Source organism: Sphingobacterium sp. ML3W, assembly GCF_029542085.1.
Lineage (GTDB): Bacteria > Bacteroidota > Bacteroidia > Sphingobacteriales > Sphingobacteriaceae > Sphingobacterium.
Window position 1 is genome coordinate 4371644 of sequence record NZ_CP107036.1, and the last position, 22524, is coordinate 4394167.

Sequence of the window (22524 nt, forward strand, 5' to 3'; positions counted from 1 at the left end):
CCGTTCTATCTGATATCGTTTGGCTTCTGTTTGAATTTTATCATTCGTATAGTCAAATATTTTATTTACTCGGTTTACTACTCATGTTATAGATCAGTTCACCACCATTCGTTAGGCTACTATACGATAGTTTCAAATTATCCAAGAGTTTACCATTCAAAGTCACCGATTTAACATATACATTCTTCTCCGATTGGTTACGCACAGTAATCGCAATACTCTTTCCGTTTTCTAGATTGATCTTTGCAGATTTCACCAATGGGCTTCCAATCCAATAGGCATCTTCACCCGGTGCTACAGGATAAAATCCAAGCGCTGTAAACAGATACCAGGCGGACATCTGTCCACAGTCATCATTTCCACCCAACCCAGCATGTCCATTATGATATTGATTTCGAATAATCTGACGTAAACGTGCCTGCGCCTTCCAAGGGCTCTGGGTCATGTTATACAAATAGGCAACATGATGCGAAGGTTCGTTTCCATGTACATAATTCCCAATAATTCCATCCCGGGTGATATCCTCGGTATGCTCAAAATATTTATCGGGTAGTTCCATAGTAAATAAAGAATCCAGATAGGTCTCCAGTTTCTTTTGACCACCCATCAGCCCCATCATCTCCTGAGGTTGGTGTGGGACATACAAACTATAATTCCAGGAATTCCCCTCGATAAAGCCCTGGCCATGGGTATCTAATACATCAAATTTTTCCTTAAACTTCCCTTGAGAATTCTTTGGTCGCATAAATCCAATCGCCGGATCATATAGCGATTTCCAACTCTCAGCACGTTTCGAAAAAGTACGGTAAATATCTTCTTTACCCAGCTTCTTTGCCAATTGAGCAATACACCAATCATCGTAAGCATATTCCAGTGTATTGGAAACCGAAGTACCAGACACATCATCCGGAACATACCCTTTATCTATATAGGCTCCTATTCCCTCATAATTACGTGTATTTGCAGTTTGTACACAAGCTCGTAATGCTGCTTCGGGATCACCTTTATACACGCCTTTCAATATGGCATCAACAATGACTGATACGGAGTGATAACCACTCATACACCAATTGTCGTTGGCATAATGTGACCAAATCGGCAACATTTTCAATACGCTCTGATCGTAATGCGCCATCATCGACGCTACGATATCTGCATTGCGCGAAGGGTTAATCAGATTCAGAAGCGGATGGAATGCCCTAAACGTATCCCAAAGTGAAAACGAGGTATAATTCGTAAAACCCTTCGCCTGATGAATCTCCTGATCCAATCCTTTATATTCACCATTTTGATCCATATAAATGGTTGGCATCAGACTGGCATGATACATGGCAGTATAGAAATTGACTAGATCCTCCTTGTTCAACATATCCACTTCAATTTTCTGAAGTTCCTTTTCCCATGCCGTTTGTCCTGCATGCACATACCCATCAAAATTCCAGTTCGGAGCTTCAACTTCCATGTTGTTGAGCGCATTCTTCATACTTACTGGGCTCAGCGCAACTTTCATCAGGATAGATTCGTTGGCTTTCGTGTCGAAATCCAAATGTAGCTTGATGTTGTGAGCGGCTAGATCGGGGAAATTATGCTGTTGATCAAACTTACGCCAAAAACCGTTATACACTGATTTCCCATCTTCATATTTAGCGCCATAGTTTTTGAAAGGTTTGGACGTTTTTATCGCAAAATACACGGTACGTGTCCGGGACCATCCATTCGTCTGGCGATACCCTACCAAGGTCGAGTCATTCAATACCTTGACAACTGTCCAAACATTTTTACCATCATAATTATAAATTCCAGCAGTTAAATCCACCACAAGATGTGAAGCATCTGATTTCGGAAAGGTATAACGATGGATCCCTACGCGTGTTGTTGTTGTTAATTCTGCTTTAATCTGATGTTTATCAAGCAAAACACTGTAGTAGTTGGGCTCGGCACGTTCATTTGCATGCGAATAAGGAGATCTATACCCCTCCTGAGATTTATCTGCAGTTCCTGGATTGAGCTGCACCTTCCCCTGGGTTGGCATGACTAATATATCTCCAAGATCAGAGTGGCCAGTACCACTAAAGTGTGTATGGCTAAAGCCAACAATCGTTGGGTCACCATATTGGTAGCCAGCACAGTATTTATACACATCACCATTGTACTGTCCATTTACAGCATAGGATAAAGTATCCGTATCTGGACTTAGCTGCACCGCACCGAAAGGGACGGTCGCCCCAGGGAAAGTATGTCCCATTCGAGCGGTTCCGATCAGTGGTTTAACATACTGAATCAATTTGGTTTCCTGCGCTCTTAATAAATAAGGGGCACATAGCAAACCGAAACAAACTAAACTTCTTATGTTCATTGCTTAAGGATTAGATCTTTGGATTTTGACTATAAGCACTCCACAACTCGTCAATCGTCTTTCCGGTCTGCGCTTTCCAGAAATCATCTGTATACGTTTTACTCCGCATTGCTCCATCCAATTTTTTAACAAAATCCTTTTTCACATTTTTGTTAATCCAATAGAGGAATCGTGCCGTGGTACGGTAAGAATCCGTATACTTTTGTTTCGCTGTATACTCAGGTAATTTCCAATTTGCTCCAGCATTATCTATTCCGTCATCAAAACGGACAAAATCCGCTACCCCTTCGGTTACCCACCAAGGTCCGGCCCCATCAGGATAAGCCTGAACAATGTGCATTACTTCATGGGTAACAACATCGATATCACCTGGATTTTTGGCAAACCACTCTGGGCTATATCGTACAATACCTCCAGCTGTTGCGGCCACACCCTTATAATCTGGATCAATAACAAAAGACACTTTTTTGATAGTCTTGCTATTATATTTTTTTGCCAGTTTGGGATAATTAGTAAAATAAGCCGCCACCAATCTCTTCTTTAGTGCAGGACTAAAATCCTTGTCTTTATTGATCCAGATTAAGGTATATCCACCTTTGGTGATACTGTCGACATCTACAGCCACCTTTCGATCATTTTGCGTATGCTGCCAATTATCCTGTGCGGAAAGCGAACAAGAATACATTAAAGCGACAACAGCAAGCGTTCTTTTCAAATATTTAAAGTTCATAATTAGGTTATTGTTATTTTCTTATTTCTTCTTTTTTGTTTTTTTTGAACTCAGCCCATCCTTCAATTCACTTGTCATCGAATATGGAGCTGCACTCAAGGTTGTCCCCCTATTATAGTTTGGTTTAGCTGTCATATCAAAATTAAGATTCCCACCTTCATGGAGTGCCTTATGACTTAACCAGTTTTTACCATAATTTGTTCCATTCAACTGCAGCGCATTGACATAAACATTTTCATTCGAATTCTTAGGTGCATTTATTGTCAATGTCTTACCATTTTCGAAAGTTAATGTAGCTTTTTTAAATAACGGAGCCCCAAGCACATATTCGTCTGTCGCTGGACAAACCGGATAGAAACCTAAAGCAGAAAATACATACCAGGCCGATGTTTGACCATTATCTTCGTCGCCACAATAACCGTCAGGAGTTGGCTTATACATTCTGTCCATAACCTGACGCACCCAATATTGCGTTTTCCATGGTTGGCCTGCATAATTATACAGATATGGCATATGCTGAATCGGCTGGTTACCATGCGCATATTGCCCCATATTAGCAACCTGCATCTCCCGAATTTCATGGATAATACCACCATAGTAGCTATCATCATAATTTGGAGCCTGAACAAATACAGAATCCAGCATATTGACAAAAGTTTTCTCTCCCCCCATTAAATCGATCAGTCCCTGCACATCATGGAAGACACTCCAGGAGTAATGCCAACTATTACCTTCAGTGAATGCATCCCCCCATTTCAATGGATTGAAAGGAGCTTGGAATTTGCCATCTTTATTTTTACCACGCATTAGATTGGTGGAAGGGTCAAATAAGTTCTTATAATTTTGAGCACGTTTAGCATAGAGATCAATCTCAGTCTTAGGACGGTTCAATGCTTTTGCCAATTGGTATATTGTAAAGTCATCATAAGCATATTCTAATGTCCGGGCAGCATTTTCATTGATTTTAACATCATAGGGAACATAGCCTAAGCTATTGTAATATTCAACACCTTTTCGTCCAACAGCGGTCATTGGCCCCTCATTATTTGCACCATGTTGCAAGGCCTCATATAGTTTGTTGATATCATAACCACGCAAGCCCTTCATATAGGCATCTGAAACTACCGAAGCAGAGTTGTTACCAACCATGATATCCGCATATCCAGGGCTACTCCATTCAGGCAGAAACCCACCCTCCAGATAAGCATTAAGCAATCCCTCCTGCATTTCTTTATTGATAGAAGGATACATAAAGTTTAAGAAAGGATACAAGGCTCTAAAGGTATCCCAGAAACCTGTACCACCAAACAAGTACCCTGGTAGCGTTTTACCATTATATGGGCTGAAATGAACCGCCTTTCCTTGTGCATCGATTTCATATAGTTTATTCGGGAAAAATAATGTACGGTACATTGTAGAATAAAATGTGCGCAATTGATCAATATCATCACCTTCAACCTTAATTTTACCTAAGGTCGTATTCCATATCTGGCGTCCATCTTCTTTAACTTGGTCGAATGACTTATTGCCGAGCTCATTTAAGTTTAACAAAGCTTGATCAGCACTGATAAAAGAGGACGCAACCTTTACCTGAACAGGTTTTGATTTATCCTTAACTTTGAAACCAACAATGGCGCCTGTATGATCACCTTTGATTTTCAGCTGGCCATCTTTCTTTTCTTTTCCCTCCCAGGTAGCAACACTAGCAAAAGGTTGATCGAAAACAAGGACAAAATAGTTCTTGAAATTTTCAGGCAATGGGCCGCGTGCATATTTCGACGAGTAGCCAATGATCATATTTTTTTCGGGGATGATCTGAACTTCCGACCCTTTTTCATAAGCGTCCAAAACGATATAAGCATCATCCGTCTTATTGAAAGAGATCCGAAACATCGCCGCGCGTTCAGTCGGTGTCATCTCCGCTGTCACATCGTGATCAGCTAAATACACAGAATAATAATATGGTTTTACAACTTCAGCTTTATGTGAAAACCAGCTTGCACGCTCATCCTGATCAAACACTGGTTTTCCGGTAACAGGCATAATAGAGAAAACACCATAGTCATTCATCCAGGGAGAAGGCTGATGTGTTTGTTTCAGTCCACGGATCTTATCAGCTGTATATTGATACTGCCATCCATCGCCATTTTTTCCGGTCTGTGGAGTCCACATATTCATCCCCCATGGTCTTGCTATGGAAGGATAAGTATTCCCGTTGGATAGCTCAAATTTGGATTCTGTACCCATTAAAGGATTCACCAGATCGACAGCTTCCATTTGCTGTCCTCTAAACTTCTGAGCCAAAACCGGTTTTGCGCAAAACAAACCCAAGGACAGTAATGACCCTAGAAAAACACTTAATGATTTCTTCATTATTTAGGATATATATAAATATTTCTACTAAAACGTATTAGTAAAGATATAAAAAAGAATATTAAATCAAAAAAACTCGGAGCTTTCGCATATTAGGTCTTATGATTTTTACAATAAGGCTTTATTTTCTTTAAGACAAATTTCGGATTTACCCCGCTTCAGGTATTGATACTATCTTTTGATCAAATTTGTCGAAATCACATATTCCTTCGGACTGGTAATCCCACGATCTATTTCCCTCAACAATACCTTCACACAGGTTTTTGCCAATGGCTCCAATGGTTGTTGGATGCAGGAGATCTTAGGATTTAATATATCGAACAATTCATGATCGTCAAAAGAAAACAACGGAAAACTAAATTGTTCCCCTCCTTCAGTCCGAAGCGATTTCAAACCGAGGATGCAGAGGTAATTGGTCGTAAAAAATAAACCATCTAAATCCGCATTTTTAGATACCCAGCTCTGCACAGCAGCTATACCCTTTTGTCGTAAACGACGATATGGTAATTGCAGTATCCTCGCTTGCATACCTGTTTCCTCACAAAACTCTAGATAAGCATCTTTACGGGCGAGCATCTGGGGCTGATCCGAATCGATTGTAATCAATCCAAAATTTTTACATCCAATAGACTGCAAATATGAACAGGCCTTCCGGCTGCTGACTCCGTTGTCAATATGAACATAATGTGCCGCTATATCAGGTGAATTTCGATCGAAAACAACTAAGGGCACTTTATATTCCAAGATTTTTCGTTGATGTTCCTCCAAGTTTACCGTAGGTGCTAGAATTATGCCCTCTACCTTCTTTTCAAGCATGAAATCAATGATATCTCGTGCATTTTGAGGATCTCCCAAAGTACTACTGTATAATACATGGTAATTTTTCTTGCGCAGCAGCTCCTCTACATACAAAGCAAAAGGGCCAAAAAAGGAATCTCCAATATTTTCGACAATCAACCCAATTGTATTCGAACGCCCCGTAGCCAAGCTCTTCGCTAAAGAATTGGGCTTATAGCCTACTTTTGCTACATAATCCAGCACGCGCCTCTCAAGGTCCTTACTGATACGCGCCTGTTCGGCTTTATGATTGATCACCAATGAAACAGTAGATTTGGAGACATTCAGTTCCTGTGCAATTTCTTTAATAGATTTGGCCATAAGAGCATTTCATAAAATTAAGTGAAATTAGAAAATAAAATGAAAAGTAACTTCCTATCAAGATCAATGAATTCTTAAACAATCGTGTGCATAAAATTATCTGAACATGTTTTTGACAAACCCCGTCCATATTACCGTGCATATTTCAACAATTGAAACTCTTTATGCTGGTGACATTTCGTTGTTCCCACATTTCTGTTTAATACCAAATAACTTCTTCGTGACAACTGGGGATCTTGGTTGCAGTAGCCCTGTTTACTAGCTCCTTATCTCACTAACACAATAGCATCTGAGGTCAGCTAAAGTATCTTCACCATAATAATACTATAACACTACTTAGTCAATACTTCACGCGTACTGGAGCTCTATCTTGTCAACGAATTATTATTTTACTGATCTATATCAAAAAACATTAATTTTTGTCGAATATTAATAAATATTCAAAAGTAAATACAAAAATCTGAGCTACTTTATCATTTTTTAATGAAAATGTTAATTTTTTTTTAAATTTACTCGCTGCTAGCTCCTTATGAAAAACACCAAATCATACCAATACCAAGAACTTCTCCCCCTTATACAGCAAGGGGATCAGCGAGCTTTTTCGGTATTATATGATTTATTTGCCCCCGATCTGACTTCTTTTATAGCAAAAAAAATCAGCAGTCGTGAAATCGCTGAGGATATCCTACATGACCTTTTTATTTCAGTATGGAAAAATAGGGCTTTAATTGCAGAAATAGAGTCTCTTCCGGCTTATCTATTTAGTTCTTGCCGCTATTTGGTGCTTGCCCATTACCGCAAAGAGATGAAAATACAGATTACCCAAGGCATTGAACATCTTGAGTTTGAAGATCAATCCATACCAATCGAGGATCGACTTTATTACCGTTACATCATCGACATTGTTGCCAAAGAAGTAGAAAATCTTCCTCAAAAATGTCAGGAAGTATTCAAGTTGAGCCGCGAATATTATATGAGTAACAAAGAGATTGCTATAAAATTAGGAATCAGTGAATCCACTGTAGAAAAACATATCAACAAGGCTATTCGCCATTTACGCACCGCAACAGGTAATCTATTTCACTTTATCTTATTCTTTTAGTTATCCGCAATCTTCTATTAATAAAAAAATATATTTTTTTTCATTTTGAGTAGAGGCTCCTTCCTTTTTACATCACTTGTATTATAACCAACCAGTATAACGTTGCGATTTATGAAGCGAGTGAAAGAATTATATAGACTGATTAGCAGTTTTCTGAGCCGGTCCGAAAATATTGAGGAACGTAAACAACTTTTTAAGTGGTTTGATCAGCAATCGGCCGGTAAAATACCCCCAGAGCAGTTTTCTACCATCCAAAAGAATGTAAAAAATCGCTTGTTAGCTGAAATTGGCGTAATAGAAAAAAAATCCAATAATATAAAGTATGTAAGGATTATCAGTGCAGCAGCAGCCGTATTGATAATCGCTTTTTTCACCTATAGATACTGGCCTGCAGCAGAGCACATTGCTTCCAACAAGCTACTAGCATCGATTCCTCCAGGAAGCGAAAAGGCTATTATCATCCTAGCAGATGGCAAACAGATCAATCTCGATGAATTATCGCTAAATCAGAGAATCCAAGTCGGAGAGACAATTCTAACAAAAGATGCTCAGGGGAAAATCAGTTATCAAAATGCCACTACCGGAAAAATTATTCCGCAACAAAACACATTAAAAACTCCTAAAGGAGCAACCTATGAACTCGTTTTAGCAGATGGCACATTGGTTAGTCTCAACGCTGACTCGAAGCTAACTTATCCTTCTTCATTTGAGTCGGGAGACCGTATCGTCGAGTTGGAAGGTGAAGCTTATTTTCGGGTAACAAAAACAAAAGACCACAAAAGCTTCATTGTTAAGACAAAAAACCAACAAACGAAGGTACTCGGCACAAAATTTAATATCAATGCCTATTCAGATGAAGAAGATATCCGTACCAGTCTAGAAGAAGGTTCAGTGATTGTTTCCGAACAGCGCAGTGCAATTAAATTAAGGCCCAACGAGCAAGCATTTTCTGAGAACGGGAAACTCCGTTCGAAGACCATCAATATAGACCAAGTACTTAGTTGGAAAAGCGGTCAATTCTGTTTTGATGGGACAAATACATCTGAAGTGTTTAAAGAAATCGCAAGGTGGTATGATATAGATGTCACGTATAATGGAACGAGCAATGCCAGTCAATATAGTGGGAAAATTCCCCGGAATTTAAGTTTAGATAAGCTTATTCAGCTTTTGAATTATGCAAATATCCAAACAAAAGCTGTTATAGGAAAGAATAATAGAATCAACTTAATCATCACATAACCAAAATTATTACTGAAATGAAAAGCGAAAAACTACCACCCTAATTCCTGGCTATTGATATCAATAAAGACGGATCCTGTTGGCGCAGAACCCGTCCAACTTATTGGTATTAAAGTATCGTCTAACTTCTAAATTATTAACACGTTAAAACCAAACGAATTTAATGAAATTTACCTTAACTCCGTTCATTAAGAAGGAGAAAGATTTTCATTCGACCAATTTGGACGCTAACCTAGCGTCCTATATATGGCGAATTTATGAAAAACAAAAGCCTCTTTGTGCGCGCCCATTATCTAGATCTCTCATGAGGATCAACTTAATCACCCTACTACTAGGCCTAGGTCTGTCTCAAGTAGATGCAAACACCTATGCCCAACAGATTAGCTTAAAAAAGCAAAAATCGAGTCTGGAATCGATCTTAAAAAACCTCGAAAAACAGAGCGGTTATTCATTTTTTTACAAGAAAAATGAGATCAACCAGATCATCGACTTAACTGCTGAAATCAAGGATACCCCATTTAAACAAGCGTTAAATGTTATTCTGAACAAAGCAAATCTGTCTTATGACTTTTTTGATAAAACAGTAGTTGTTAAAAAAAATACAGAAAGGCAACGACAAATAACGAGAATAACATTAGCTCCAGAACGAGTCGTCCTGACCACGCAACAACAATATGTAAAAGGAAGAGTAATTGATGACGAAGGGAGACCGGTCTCGGGAGCATCAATTCGCCTTAAAGAAGATGCACGAAAAGGCGTTATGAGTCTGCCTGACGGAAGCTTTGCATTGCCCATATCTTCACTTAACGAAATTCTGGTTATAACTTCCTTGGGCTACGAAAGACAGGAAATTAAAGCGAGCTTAAATCCCGATAAGATGGTTATTCGCTTAAAGAAGCAAGAAAATGCGCTTGAGGAAGCTGTTGTTTCTACAGGTATTTTTAAGAAGGAAGACAAAAGTTTCACAGGAGCATCACGTACGATTACGACAAAAGAATTGCGACAATATGGTGCCAGAAACCTTGTGACCTCTTTACGTAATATCGATCCATCGTTTAATATAATCGAGAATAATCTTTTCGGTAACGATCCTAATCGACTTCCAGAAATTCAGATGCGGGGAAATTCCAGTATCCCAAATGTGAATGAAATTCAAAGCGAATCTGCAAGTCAGCTTAACACACCACTGATTGTTCTAGATGGTTTCCAGACATCACTTCAGGCACTTATCGATATTAATGAAAACGATGTCGCTTCTGTTACCCTCTTGAAAGACGCTGCAGCGACTGCACTTTACGGTTCCCGAGGTGCTAATGGGGTCATCGTCATTACAACAAAACTTCCGAGACCGGGTAAATTACGTTTAAGTTTTGGATCAGAGCTAAAGGTTGAAAATGCTGACTTATCGGCTTACCACCTCCTTAATGCAAGAAACAAGCTCGAGTTGGAACGTATTACCGGACTTTATGACTCTCCAAATGCAAGTACCGACATTCCGAATAAACGTTATTATAATTTTCTGCTAGATGAAGTTAATAGCGGCGTAGAAACGGACTGGATGGCTATTCCACTGCGCACATCCTACGCATTAAGAAGTAATTTAAGATTGGAAGGCGGTGATAACCAGTTCCGTTATTCAGCCGGTATTCAAAATAACAATACAGCCGGTGTAATGAAAGGTTCTTCCAGAAATACACTGAATGGATCTATCACCCTATCTTATACCTACAAAAATTTGATATTTAGAAATTATTTAAACATTAATAATATTAAGAATCAGCAGTCACCATATGGATCATTCAGCGATTATTTCGACCTCAATCCGTATTGGCGTCCTTATGATAAAGATGGAAATGTAAATAAAGTATTGGGCGATCCGGGTACAACCGATTATTCAAATATATGGACTACCCTCCCAACGAACCCATTATATAATGCTACTCTAAAAACATTTGACAAAGGAGAACAAACAGATATAACCAATCAGACTGCTGTCGAATGGTCGATTCAAGAAGGATTAAGATTAATTGGTAAATTCAGCTTTACGAAATCGGATAAACAGTCCGATACGTTTAAACCGGCAGAACATACTGACTTTACCAATTATACTGGAGTCGATGTCTTTAGAAAAGGAGCTTATTGGATTGGTCTCAATCGTGGAATGAAATACGAGGGAGCTTTAAATCTATCCTACAGCAAAAAAATAAAAGAAAAACATCAGATTTTTGTCGGAACAGAGGCAAATATTTTTCAGGATAACACATCGCAACTAACAAACGCCGCAGAAGGTTTTCCAAACAGTGATCTTGATTTTCCATCGATGGCACTGCAATATATGAAAGATGGAAAACCTTCAGGAAACGAATACTACTATCGTACAGTGGGTTTCGTTGGAAATGCCAATTATAACTTTGATAACCGTTATTTTATTGACGGTACATTCCGTATGGATGGCTCATCACAATTTGGCGCCAACAAGCGTTTTGCGCCTTTTTGGTCAGCAGGTCTCGGCTGGAATTTGCACGAAGAAAAGTTCTTTAAAAAGAATGATATTGTCAATCGACTTAAATTACGTGGTTCAGTAGGGACATCCGGGTCTACAAAATTCAATACTTACCAGGCGTTGACAACTTATGGCTACTACACTTCCGATAGATATTATAATTGGCTGGGAGCTTATGTCTTGGGTCTCGGCAATCCGGATCTAAAATGGCAGCAGGTGCTTAAATACAATATCGGAACCGATATCGACCTTTTCGACCGTTATTTAACGTTACAGGCCAACTATTATATTGAAAACACCAATGACCTCGTTTCGTCCGTTAATACCCCCGCATCAAGTGGTGTAGGCTATTATACAGCCAACATCGGAAAATTACGAAATAAAGGATTCGAGTTATATGCGACAGTTTATCTGATGAAAAAACCAACCGGTCTAACCTGGTCAGTTTCGGGCTCAGTATTACATAACAAAAATAAGGTACTTGAAACTTCACAAGCATTAAAAGACGCGCAGAAAACACTTCAGGGGGATCTCTATAATGCCAATAAAATGTACATCGAGGGATATTCTAGCAACGCGATTTGGGTAGTCCCATCCCTGGGAATAGACCCGAGCACAGGGAAAGAGCTTTATCTCGCTGCTGACGGAACACCAACTTACACTTGGGCATCAAAAGATGTTACTGCTGTCGGAAACACGGACCCTAAAGTTTGGGGTAATTTCAATACGATGTTACGCTACAAAGGATTCACCTTTACCGCTTCATTCGGTTACCGTTTTGGAGGCCAGGCGTATAATAGAACACTTGCTGAACGAGTAGAAACCAGTAGTTACAAATATAATGTTGACGAACGTGTATACACCGGCAGATGGCAGAACCCCGGCGATTACGCTCCCTTCAAAGGACTCTTAAATACAAACCCAACCTATAAAACGTCCCGGTTTGTCCAGGATGAGAACACCATTTATGCGAGAAGTTTCAACTTCCAATATGATTTTCGCTACATGAACTGGGTTAAAAAAATAGGCTTTGAAAATGTCAATATAGGACTGGATGTTTCTGATCCATTTATTATTTCCAGTATTCGTCAGGAACGGGGTACAAATTATCCATTCTCAAGACAGGTTACTTTTAGTCTCAACGCAACATTTTAATAAAATGAAAAAACACATCATATTAGCGAGTTTATTGGGCATCTTATTTTTAAGCTCTTGCAATAAATTTTTGGATGTCTTACCACGGACCCAAATTCCTGCGGATAAGTTATTCGATTCCGAACAAGGGTTTAAAGATGCTTTGGCGGGCGTTTATATTTCGGCAAAAAGTAGCGCAAGCTATGGAAAAGCTTTAACTTTTGGAACATTAGAAAGCCTAGTCTCCAGTTGGGACGTGACCACAAATACTGTGGAACAGCAGCTGGGACTGTTCAACTATACTGACAATCGCGTAATTGATCAATTCAATGCCATATTTAGTAAGCAGTATGCAACAATCGCTTCAATTAACTCTATTCTGCAGAATTTAGAAGCCAACAAATCTGTTTTCAAGACCGAGGGGGTATATCAAGTGATCAAAGCAGAATGCCTGGGTTTACGTGCTTATATACACTTTGATCTTATGCGGCTATATGGCCCGATCCCAAGTGATCCATCCACTGGAAATCAACTTGCTTATGTAACAGAATTCAACAGAGAGATCCATCAGCATATTTCTTATGAAGAATTTAAAAGCAAAATTTTTACAGATCTGAAACAGGCTGAAGAACTCATCAAAGAATTCGACCCCATGCTTACCTATTCGATGAATGACGTAAGAAATCCGAATGGTTTTGGAAGCAATTACAAACCATTGGATGACTTCCTATCTTATCGCAATATGCGCATGAACTACTACGCAATGAAAGCTTTAGAATCCCGTGCAAATTTGTGGTATGGGGACAAAGACGGTGCTTACAAAGCCGCCAAAGAAGTGATTGATGCAAAAGATGCGAATGAAGACGCTAAATTCAAATTAGCAACAGGGAAAGAGTTTACAGCAACCAATTACATCCTAACTTCCGAACAGATCTTCGGACTTTATGCTTTTGATTTAGCAAAAACCTATACGGATAATTTTGGTAATGCAACCTATCGTAAAGGTACATCTGCGACAACCATCACAAATCAACTCTACGGAAATACTGGAACTGATTTTAGAGAATCTTCCCTTTGGAATATTGTTACATTGGCCAGTGGTTCTAAATATAATGTCTTAAGAAAATTCTGGGTCACAGCCGACAACGTAACCGTTTTGACGGATTACAAACAACTTCCTATGATACGAACCAGTGAACTTTATCTCATTTTAGCAGAAACCGCTCCATTCACTGAAGCCTTAGACTATTTGAAAACCTTTAGAGCAAATCGGAACATATCAAATCTCACTATACCAGGGGACGCTCCAACATTACAAAACGAGATTATCAAGGAATACCGTAAAGAATTCTATGGTGAGGGACAGGCCTTTTATATATACAAAAGACTCAATGTCCCAAAAGCGCAAGTCCTTTTTGCGCCATCAACAGCAGTTGTAAACTACCTTTTGCCCATGCCAACCGTTGAATCCATTAATTAATCACCATTATGAAACCATATTTTTTATCAATTATAGCTGGTATTGTATGCATCTCGTTCAATAGCTGCAAAAAAGACCAATATTATATATTTGACGATATCCCAAGATTACAATTTGGGCCACCACTCTCGACTCTTAAACTCAATGAATATACGGATTCGTTAAAATCTGAAACATTCTTTTACGAAGCACAGGATATCCATCAAGATACGGTGTATTTTGATATCTATACTGTGGGAGAGACATCTAAAAAAGACCGGAAATATCAGCTTCAACAAATTCAACTCAATGGGTTGGAAAATGCCATCCCAGGAAAACATTTCGTTGCGTTTGATGATCCAGCTGTTGCCAACCTCTATGTTATCAAATCCGACTCTGTACATGCAAGAGTACCTATAGTCATTTTAAGGGATGGAGAATTAAAAAATAAAACGGTCAATCTTGGTATTTCAATCGTTGAGAATGAAAACTTTGCTATTGGTGAGCCCACTAAATCTTGGCGAAAACTACAATTTACCGACCGTCTCAGCCAACCTAACGCCTGGACAACCTCTTACTCCACGTATTATTTTGGAGCATACAGTGTCAGAAAACATGAATTCATGATTGAGGTAACCGGAAAAAAATGGGATCAGGAATTTATAGCAAATCTCGCATCTGATCAAACAAGTTATTATAAATCCGTCCTTGGAATGGCGGTGATAGATTACAATAAGCGACATCCAAGTGCACCTCTACGTGCCGAAAATGGTGATCTCATTACTTTCCCTAATTAAACATAAGCGATGAAAAAGATAAATATTTACCTATTACTCCTTGGCTGTCTATCCATTTTAGCCTGCTCAAAAGATAAAAGCAATTATGATTACAGCGAAGCTGAGCATATCGATATCGAAGGCATTGAATCAAAATACAGTGTTATATCGCTAAAAGACACGTTAAAAATATCCCCAACAGCAAAATCAAATAAGGACGGTGAATTAGAATATAGATGGGGATTTTACGAAACCAATGTTCAAGGAAGAGCTGAACCATTGGATACAATCGCCAGGAGCCAGAACCTTCGCTATTTTATAACCGAGGATGCCAAGGACTGGGTAGCTGTCTGTATCGTTAAAAACAAAAAAACAGGTTACAGCCAGTACAAAACTGCAACCGTAACGGTAAGTACACAGTTTACACGGGGCTGGTATGTCCTTAAAGATGACGGCAACAATTCAGATTTGGATCTTTACCTTACCCCACAAAATAATGTGGTAAATGGAAAAATCGAAAATGTATATAGCGCGGCAAATAATCAAAAAATAGAAGGAAAGGCAAATTTTATTAGCTTCTCTTCCAGCTACAAAAGCAATATCTTAAATCCTGCGACTTATTCAAATACCCGGGCTTTATTTCTTGTTACAGACAAAGATGTACAGGCTATTAATGTCAATAATCTAAAAAAAATAAGAGACAGGCAGAACCTATTCTTAGGCGGACCACAAACGATATCTGGAACTACGGGCGCTTTCGTAGGAAGTAGTGCCAATTATGTTATTAATAACGCACAGTTATATAATATCTACGCGATGAGCGCCAACACAGGTCAGTTTGGAAACAAGGCAATGATCGATGGAAACAATAGTGCTTACGAATTATCAAAATTTATGATCTCTGGTGGTAGTAATGATCCTATTTTATTCGACAATTTAGGTGGAAATTTCGTTACACTGGGGAATGGATATGGATCTACCATGACTATATTTTCTGATGATAAGGACAATGATTTCAGCACGACGAAGAACAATCAGAAAGCGCTGTTTTTAGGAATGAAATCAAATATCTACCTACCTGATCCCGATTACTATTATAAAACTGTCGGATACGCAATTTTGCAGGACAAAACCGACCCCAGTCTGAAATCCCTCTGTGCATTAGAAAAAAATAAGTATGTCTTAAAAATAAAAAAAGATAGCATAGGGCCTTCTTCTAAATTATATGATGCAAGCCTGCATACCTTATTATTCGAAGATGAAAACCTGCTATATTTCGTCAACAACAATCAAGTATATAGCAAAAATCTGAGCAACGGTTTTGAACAATTGCAGTTTAATGCCCCCGGAGGAGAACAGGTTACTTTTATTAAACATCTCAAATACTCAGAATCAGGATATGCTTTCAATTTCTTCGTCGTTGGAACAAAAATTGGATCGAACTATAAAATCCGAATGTTTACGAAAAACTCGGGGAATTTAGATCCAAATCCCGCACAGATACTCGAAGGAACCGGTACAGCACGTTCGCTGATCTATATTGCACCATCTGTTTATGACTACACTTACCCATGGTCTTATTAAGGCTTTTATTACGTTATAAAACAATAAAAATGAAAAAACACATCATAACAGCTATAACATTCCTCAGCATAAGTGCAGTTTTTGCGCAAGCCCCAGTCCAAATCAAAGGAACATTTGACAAGGAGTTTATCAAACCCGTCAAACTTTTCAAGGTCGTGAACGGCGATATGGTAGAGATCGCTTCGGCACAACCGCAATTGGATAAAAAGTTCGGCTTCACTTTTTATCCTGAATACGAGGGATTTTATGCCATCGGTTCAGGAACAATAGGGAGTCAAACCGAGAATAATATCTTCTACTTTAAGCAGGGCGATCAACTCGAATTGACCGTCTCTGAAAAAAACTACCAATTGACCGGCACAAATAACAGTAAGGAAAACCAGATTCTCAACCGTTGGCACGAAGAAGTCAACCCAATAGAACAGAAGGCCTTCAATTGGATGAAAACCCAAAGTACCTTTGTCGATTTTTTTCCAGACCTGGAAACTGTCGCCGCCAAAGCCAATAACTTCACAAAAAATAACAAAAGTGGAAACACAAAATTCGATGCAAAACTACACGATTATATCCAATGGGATCTTGCCGCCAATGCGACAAATTTCTTAAATACACCGCGTTCGGCACACCCAGCTGTGGAGGAGTATACGGATTACTACAAAAGTCTCACGTTGACCGATTTTGCAAAAAATGCATCTCTTGTTTATCAAATGCCCTGGGGAAATCGCACCTTGGGGGGTATCTCATCGTTAGGCCGCCGGATCGCAAATATTCCTTACGAAAAAGGAATCGCAGGTTTACAAAAAGATGTGCAGCTTCTGCCTAACGACACTTTAAAAGGGGATATTATCCTGACTTATCTGGCGCGACAAAAAGATTATACCAGCTATAAAGAAGCCGTAGATAAATATCATACGTATTTGCTAACTGCAAGCCAAAAGCAACGTGCAACAAAGATCATGAATGACATGGCCCAATTAAAGACTGGCGACCAGGGACTCAATTTTTCTTTCCCAGACAATAATGGGAAAACTGTAAAATTTGCCGATTTAAAAGGTAAAGTAGTATTAATCGACGTTTGGGCGACCTGGTGCGGGCCATGTAAAGCAGAGATACCGCATCTCAAAAAACTGGAGACAGAAATGCATGGGACGGATGTACAGGTGGTAAGTATTTCCGTGGACGAGGAAAAAGATAAAGCCAAATGGCAAAAAATGATCAAAGACGAGCAACTTGGCGGCCTTCAGCTATTCGCCTCCGGATGGGGAGATTTTGCCGAATACTATAAAATTAAAGGTATTCCCCGTTTTATGGTATTTGACCGTCAAGGGAAGGTGGTGACAATAGATTCACCGCGTCCGTCAAGCCCAGAATTAAAACAGCTCCTTGAAAAAATATTAGCGACGAAATAGCGATGAATAAATTTTGGATTTACTTCCTATGCTTAACGTTATCTCCCTCGCTTCTATCTGCGCAGGGGGACAGCGTTACAATGAAAGGGAAAATAACATCGCCGGCAGTAGACCCTGTAGTAAAGCTGAGCATATCATTTATCGACACTCAAGGTAAAAGACAAGGTTTCGCAACTCCAGTAAAGGATGGATTATTTGAAGTCAAGATCCCAAAACAAGCACAGGTGGTTGATGCTACCTTAAGGACTATTGGCAAAGATCCAAACACCAGCGCATTACAACAGGTCATGCGTCATCCGCTCAATATTTTTATTTCTGAAAATGATATCATTATAGACGGCAATGCCGAGGAACTTGATTTAGCGCAAGTCAGAGGTGGAGAAGAAAACAATGAATACAATAGCTTGCGTCAATCAACAGCTGGATATATAAAGCAAAAAAACAGATTATACAGTCCAATTCTCGAGGGAAAGATAAGTACTGAATCTCCAGAAGGTAAAACGATACTCGAACAGCTCAGCCAATTAGGCAAAAAAGAAAGTGATCTCCAAAAGAAGTTTATAGAAAACCATCCGGAATCCTATGTCAGTTTATTTTTGCTTTACAGAATGAAGTTTAGCTATACTTCCGAAGACTATAAATTTGCATTTAATCGTCTTGCTTCGAATTATAAATCAACAGACATGGGTAAAGCGATAGCGTCGACAATTGCAAAAGAAACCGTGACTGCGAAAGGGAAAGCAGCACCGCTATTTACACGGACAACTGCCTACGGAACTCCTTTTAGGTTAGAAAAGATGCAAGGCCGTGTTATTCTACTCGACTTTTGGGGGAGCTGGTGTGGCCCATGCCGTGCAAGTATGCCACACCTCCAACAGCTTTACAGTCGTTACAAAAACAAAGGCTTTGAAATTATCGGTATTGCCCAAGAACGAGGTAAAACACTTGATGAGTCAAAAAACACCTGGCACAAAGCTATAGAAGAACTCAACTTGCCTTGGACAAATGTCTTAAATAACGAGAACAAGGAGCAAATGGATATTGTAAAAGAATATCAGATCAGTGGTTTTCCAACAAAAATTCTGGTGGATGAAAATGGAAAAATCATTTTGCGCGTTATAGCATCGGCAACAGATGACATCGATATTGCACTAAAAAAGATCTACGGCTATTAACCTAATGAGATCAATTACTAAAGACAATAACTTAAAAACCATGCCTTATAAACCAATAATCAAAGCTGGGAGCCTCTTACTGTTGACAGTCTGGGTATCATGGTCAAAAGCTCAGCTAGCGGCACAATTACCAGCTAAACTACTGACATGTTTTGAACAGAAAGACACCTCTATGATAACAGGTGAACTCGCACCAAATTTTTCCGTAGCAGGACATACTGGTGCAGGAGCAAGCTTCCGCTTAAACCAAATTGTCAAAAATTACCCCCTAAAAGCCGTACATATTCTATCGGACAAGAAAACAAAAAGAGGGACATTACTTCAAATAGAGGTCACAGATACAAAGGGTAAGACAACAAGCAATCAAGCTTTGGTCGACAAAGAGGGAAAACTCATCTATTTCAGTCTTTTTGATCAACTCTACGGACTAAAAAGAGAAATCCAGCCTAAATTACGTGCAGTCATTCCATTTGAAAACAAAAACGGATCTATTTACCTGCAGGTAAAAATCAATGGATACGAAAAACCCTTAAGGCTCCTCTTTGACACCGGAGCAGATGGTATGGCTGTCAACCAACAACTTGCTGATGCTATGGGCCTAAAGGTAACGCGTGAGAACAACGCTTCAGTAGTCGGTGGTAATACAAAGATTCAGGTATCTGACAACAATAGTATTCTATTAGACACGCTTAAGCTGACAGGACAAGGGATTGCCATCTTTCCTGAAATGGGAAAAGAAGGCGATGGCATCATCGGCAATAGCTTGATACGACAATTTATCACGCATATCGACTACGATAAAAATACGCTTTCATTATACGACTTCGGAGATTTTCAATACAAAGGCAAGGGAACGGTAGTACCGATTACAATGCCTGCCGGTGTAATGATATTGCCCGGACAGCTTGAGATCGTCAAGGACAAGAGTTACTCGGGGCATTTTGTTTTCGACACTGGTGCTTCGTATGACCTGATCTGTTTCCGTCCTTTTGTACGCCAAAATAAACTGCTGGTCAGCGGATTCAAACCCGAGACTCAGGCCGCAACGGTAAGCATGGGAGTTTCCTCCCCCACCTTCTCGGGCAAAAGCTACCAATTTGCCATTTCTCCACTGCCCCCAATGCAAGGCTTGCCTGTCACACTCATGGGCGGTAGTGCTGGAAATGAACAATGGCAACCTGGTTTCGATGGTTCAATTGGCGTTCGCCTATTAAGCCGTTATAACATTACAATAAATCTAGCAGAAAGCGAGGCCTACTTTTCTCCAAATAAATTACATGCCCACCCGCAGGATTTTTTGATAAAGAATTATCAGTTTGGCTGGGATAATGCCGGGCAGCTTAAAGCTCTTGGAGTTGTAGGAGCCGTCGAAAATCCAACGGGTCTGAAAGCAGGAGATTTGATTCAACGTATAGACAAGTATACGGTCGATCAATTGAAAAAAAATTCGACCCTGATAGATGCGATTCGATTAAAAGCAGCAGGAGAATCTATTTCGATTACCAGGACTGACGATAATATCGTAAACATCTAATCACGCTAAAAAGATATACTACCCTTAATTCTCAAAACAAATTATATGAAAAAGCGTATTTTTTATATTATCATAGCCTATTTTGGCATATTCTTTTCAAACGCGGCAATTGCGCAGGAAAAAACCTTCCAAGGCAGTTATGCGGAATGCCAGGCAAAGGCAAAAAAGGAAAACAAACTCATTCTGATAGATCTGTACTTTGTAGGCTGTATGCCTTGTGCTGAGATGGACAAACAAGTATTCCCGGATCCAGTCGTTATGAAGGAACTCAACGACAATTATATTATGTACAAAACAGATGTCATGAAAGAGACCGACGGGAAGAAATTAGCTCGTAAGTACGGTGCCCCAGGATTCCCCACCTATGTCATCGTAAGCCCCGAAGGTAAAACCATACTGACCGAATCTGGTTTCTTTGGTGTAGACCGATTTGTGCCACTACTGAAAGAAGCCGTACGGTTGAATAAAGCGCAGCAGTATTTAGCCTTTAATAGTACGCTGGACAACGACTTCCCCGCTGCTTACAGCGAGCGTTTTATCAAAACCGGAGAAAAACATGATTTTGCGGAACTCGAAGGATATCTCGAGCAACAAAAGGATCTCTTCAATGAGACAGCTTTCTTGGCCAATAGCGTGACCTCCTTTACAAAATATAATAACTGGGCTTATGACAATCTTCCAAAACTGATTAAACTATACGGCGGAAATCTACTCCGCAACAAAATTTCAACAATTGCCAAAGTAAAAAGTAAACAATATGGGGCAGCGCAGCAATTGGATAGCCTAAACACCATGTTGACCTATATACGTCCTACGTTCAATGATAAATTATGGGAGGTGTTTTTACCTGGGTTTGTTACGAGTTACTATGCGGGCTCACAAAATGCGGCCAGCTATTTTGCGCTGATTGACGAATATAAACTCTACCCTACTTGGGACGAACGTAGCAATGCCTTCGGACCGGTCATTATGGATCAGTCAAAAAATCCGACAATCCTGAAATCTATACGAGCTGAATATCTAGCCGCAGCACAACGAAACACACTGGATCCGGTGGATAGTTATCGACTGATACTATTAAATTACTATTTGAAAGATTTTGATCAGGCTTCCAAAGGGATGGAAAAACTACTGAAATCAGACCTGACATCTCCATTCCTAAACATCGACAAAAAAGACCTACAAGACTTACGTGAGGCCATACAAAGAAAAGATGCCAGCTTATATAAGGCTAAGGATATTAAGAAAATTATTCCATTTAAATTAAGTTAATCCTCTATATCATGATTAGAAAAACCATTTTATTGCTCGTTACCCTGACTTGCTCGATTGTCGCATTCGCACAACAGCCAAGTAACATCACCGGAACGACAGATCCCTCCAAAGTAAAACGTGTCGGACTATTTAAAGTACTGAATGGCCGCTTGAAGGAAGTCGCTACATCTATTCCCGACGCATCAGGTCGATTTGCATTTCGCTTCACGCCTGAATACGAAGGATTGTATGCTGTTGGCAGTGGAAATGCCCAGAATCAACAGGGACTTTTCCGTTTTTACTTCAAGGGAAATGAGGAATTAAACCTAAAATTAAGTCAAAATGATTATGAATTAACAGGTAAAAATAGCCCAGAAAATGAAACGTTATACGCTTGGGACAAACAATCGAAAACTTTTCGCGATAAAGGCACCACTCCTGGCGGCATGAGTACTTATGTCGATTTCTTCCCCGAGGTAGAGGAATTTAAAGGAAAATTAGAAGGGATCAAAAAGAAGGTCAAGACCGGGAATCCGAATTTTGACAAATTCTTTCCCGAGCTAGTCGATTATGATTTTGCCTATTATGCGATCTCTTATCTTTACATGCCGCGTACAGCCCACCCCAGCAAAGAGGAAATGAGCGATTTTTATACACAGTTCAACGCCGATCGATACCTGACAACTGAATTATTAAAATTTCCCTATGGCTATTAAAATTTCCCTATGGCGACCGCTT

Annotated in this window: 15 protein-coding genes; 11 read left to right on the forward strand and 4 right to left on the reverse strand. The window is 39.5% G+C overall.

Annotated elements, in window-relative coordinates:
- Window positions 1-61: 61 nt before the first annotated feature.
- The 4 genes from OGI71_RS18565 to OGI71_RS18580 form a co-directional block, all read right to left on the reverse strand.
- Window positions 62-2356 carry a GH92 family glycosyl hydrolase gene (locus OGI71_RS18565; protein WP_282250953.1) on the reverse strand — a complete coding sequence of 765 codons (2295 nt, stop codon included), beginning with the start codon at window positions 2354-2356 and terminating at the stop codon, window positions 62-64.
- Window positions 2357-2366: 10 nt separating this feature from the next.
- On the reverse strand, window positions 2367-3086 hold the full coding sequence (locus OGI71_RS18570) for a basic secretory protein-like protein (RefSeq protein WP_282250955.1): 720 nt from the start codon (window positions 3084-3086) through the stop codon (window positions 2367-2369).
- A 21-nt stretch (window positions 3087-3107) separates the two neighbouring features.
- Complete coding sequence (locus OGI71_RS18575) at window positions 3108-5459, reverse strand: GH92 family glycosyl hydrolase (RefSeq protein ID WP_282250956.1); 2352 nt, start codon at window positions 5457-5459, stop codon at window positions 3108-3110.
- A gap of 171 nt (window positions 5460-5630) precedes the next feature.
- Window positions 5631-6617, reverse strand: coding sequence for a LacI family DNA-binding transcriptional regulator (locus tag OGI71_RS18580; RefSeq protein ID WP_282250957.1), 987 nt, complete (start codon window positions 6615-6617; stop codon window positions 5631-5633).
- Window positions 6618-7146: 529 nt separating this feature from the next.
- Between OGI71_RS18580 and OGI71_RS18585 the strand changes: the two genes are divergently transcribed.
- The 11 genes from OGI71_RS18585 to OGI71_RS18635 all read left to right on the forward strand — a co-directional run bounded on the left by OGI71_RS18585 (window position 7147) and on the right by OGI71_RS18635 (window position 22502).
- The gene (locus tag OGI71_RS18585) at window positions 7147-7719 is read left to right on the forward strand and encodes an RNA polymerase sigma-70 factor (RefSeq protein WP_282250958.1); all 573 of its coding nucleotides are present in this window, start codon (window positions 7147-7149) and stop codon (window positions 7717-7719) included.
- Window positions 7720-7830: 111 nt separating this feature from the next.
- Window positions 7831-8958: a FecR family protein gene (locus OGI71_RS18590; protein ID WP_282250960.1), complete on the forward strand. Its 1128-nt coding sequence runs from the start codon at window positions 7831-7833 to the stop codon at window positions 8956-8958.
- Window positions 8959-9262: 304 nt separating this feature from the next.
- The gene (locus OGI71_RS18595) at window positions 9263-12616 is read left to right on the forward strand and encodes a SusC/RagA family TonB-linked outer membrane protein (RefSeq protein ID WP_282250962.1); all 3354 of its coding nucleotides are present in this window, start codon (window positions 9263-9265) and stop codon (window positions 12614-12616) included.
- A gap of 4 nt (window positions 12617-12620) precedes the next feature.
- The gene (locus tag OGI71_RS18600) at window positions 12621-14075 is read left to right on the forward strand and encodes a RagB/SusD family nutrient uptake outer membrane protein (protein ID WP_282250964.1); all 1455 of its coding nucleotides are present in this window, start codon (window positions 12621-12623) and stop codon (window positions 14073-14075) included.
- Between the two features lie 8 nt (window positions 14076-14083).
- A complete protein-coding gene (locus tag OGI71_RS18605) occupies window positions 14084-14851 on the forward strand; it encodes a DUF4843 domain-containing protein (RefSeq protein ID WP_282250966.1) in 768 nt (255 codons plus the stop codon).
- Between the two features lie 9 nt (window positions 14852-14860).
- A complete protein-coding gene (locus OGI71_RS18610; protein WP_282250968.1) occupies window positions 14861-16414 on the forward strand; it encodes a PKD-like family lipoprotein in 1554 nt (517 codons plus the stop codon).
- Between the two features lie 29 nt (window positions 16415-16443).
- The gene (locus tag OGI71_RS18615; protein ID WP_282250970.1) at window positions 16444-17823 is read left to right on the forward strand and encodes a TlpA disulfide reductase family protein; all 1380 of its coding nucleotides are present in this window, start codon (window positions 16444-16446) and stop codon (window positions 17821-17823) included.
- Between the two features lie 2 nt (window positions 17824-17825).
- Window positions 17826-18998 (forward strand): TlpA family protein disulfide reductase, encoded by a 1173-nt coding sequence (locus OGI71_RS18620; RefSeq protein ID WP_282250972.1) that lies wholly within the window; start codon window positions 17826-17828, stop codon window positions 18996-18998.
- Window positions 18999-19002: 4 nt separating this feature from the next.
- Window positions 19003-20532 carry a retropepsin-like aspartic protease gene (locus tag OGI71_RS18625; protein WP_282250973.1) on the forward strand — a complete coding sequence of 510 codons (1530 nt, stop codon included), beginning with the start codon at window positions 19003-19005 and terminating at the stop codon, window positions 20530-20532.
- Between the two features lie 45 nt (window positions 20533-20577).
- Window positions 20578-21804 (forward strand): thioredoxin family protein, encoded by a 1227-nt coding sequence (locus OGI71_RS18630; protein WP_282250974.1) that lies wholly within the window; start codon window positions 20578-20580, stop codon window positions 21802-21804.
- An 11-nt stretch (window positions 21805-21815) separates the two neighbouring features.
- Window positions 21816-22502 carry a hypothetical protein gene (locus OGI71_RS18635; RefSeq protein WP_282250975.1) on the forward strand — a complete coding sequence of 229 codons (687 nt, stop codon included), beginning with the start codon at window positions 21816-21818 and terminating at the stop codon, window positions 22500-22502.
- Window positions 22503-22524: the final 22 nt, after the last annotated feature.

Excerpts from the sequence above, each read along its gene's own strand:
- OGI71_RS18565 (WP_282250953.1), bottom strand. The coding sequence starts at position 2,356 with ATGAACATAAGAAGTTTAGTTTGTTTCGGTTTGCTATGTGCCCCTTAT.
- OGI71_RS18570 (WP_282250955.1), bottom strand. The coding sequence starts at position 3,086 with ATGAACTTTAAATATTTGAAAAGAACGCTTGCTGTTGTCGCTTTAATG.
- OGI71_RS18575 (WP_282250956.1), bottom strand. The coding sequence starts at position 5,459 with ATGAAGAAATCATTAAGTGTTTTTCTAGGGTCATTACTGTCCTTGGGT.
- OGI71_RS18580 (WP_282250957.1), bottom strand. The coding sequence starts at position 6,617 with ATGGCCAAATCTATTAAAGAAATTGCACAGGAACTGAATGTCTCCAAA.
- OGI71_RS18585 (WP_282250958.1), top strand. The coding sequence starts at position 7,147 with ATGAAAAACACCAAATCATACCAATACCAAGAACTTCTCCCCCTTATA.
- OGI71_RS18590 (WP_282250960.1), top strand. The coding sequence starts at position 7,831 with ATGAAGCGAGTGAAAGAATTATATAGACTGATTAGCAGTTTTCTGAGC.
- OGI71_RS18595 (WP_282250962.1), top strand. The coding sequence starts at position 9,263 with ATGAGGATCAACTTAATCACCCTACTACTAGGCCTAGGTCTGTCTCAA.
- OGI71_RS18600 (WP_282250964.1), top strand. The coding sequence starts at position 12,621 with ATGAAAAAACACATCATATTAGCGAGTTTATTGGGCATCTTATTTTTA.
- OGI71_RS18605 (WP_282250966.1), top strand. The coding sequence starts at position 14,084 with ATGAAACCATATTTTTTATCAATTATAGCTGGTATTGTATGCATCTCG.
- OGI71_RS18610 (WP_282250968.1), top strand. The coding sequence starts at position 14,861 with ATGAAAAAGATAAATATTTACCTATTACTCCTTGGCTGTCTATCCATT.
- OGI71_RS18615 (WP_282250970.1), top strand. The coding sequence starts at position 16,444 with ATGAAAAAACACATCATAACAGCTATAACATTCCTCAGCATAAGTGCA.
- OGI71_RS18620 (WP_282250972.1), top strand. The coding sequence starts at position 17,826 with ATGAATAAATTTTGGATTTACTTCCTATGCTTAACGTTATCTCCCTCG.
- OGI71_RS18625 (WP_282250973.1), top strand. The coding sequence starts at position 19,003 with ATGAGATCAATTACTAAAGACAATAACTTAAAAACCATGCCTTATAAA.
- OGI71_RS18630 (WP_282250974.1), top strand. The coding sequence starts at position 20,578 with ATGAAAAAGCGTATTTTTTATATTATCATAGCCTATTTTGGCATATTC.
- OGI71_RS18635 (WP_282250975.1), top strand. The coding sequence starts at position 21,816 with ATGATTAGAAAAACCATTTTATTGCTCGTTACCCTGACTTGCTCGATT.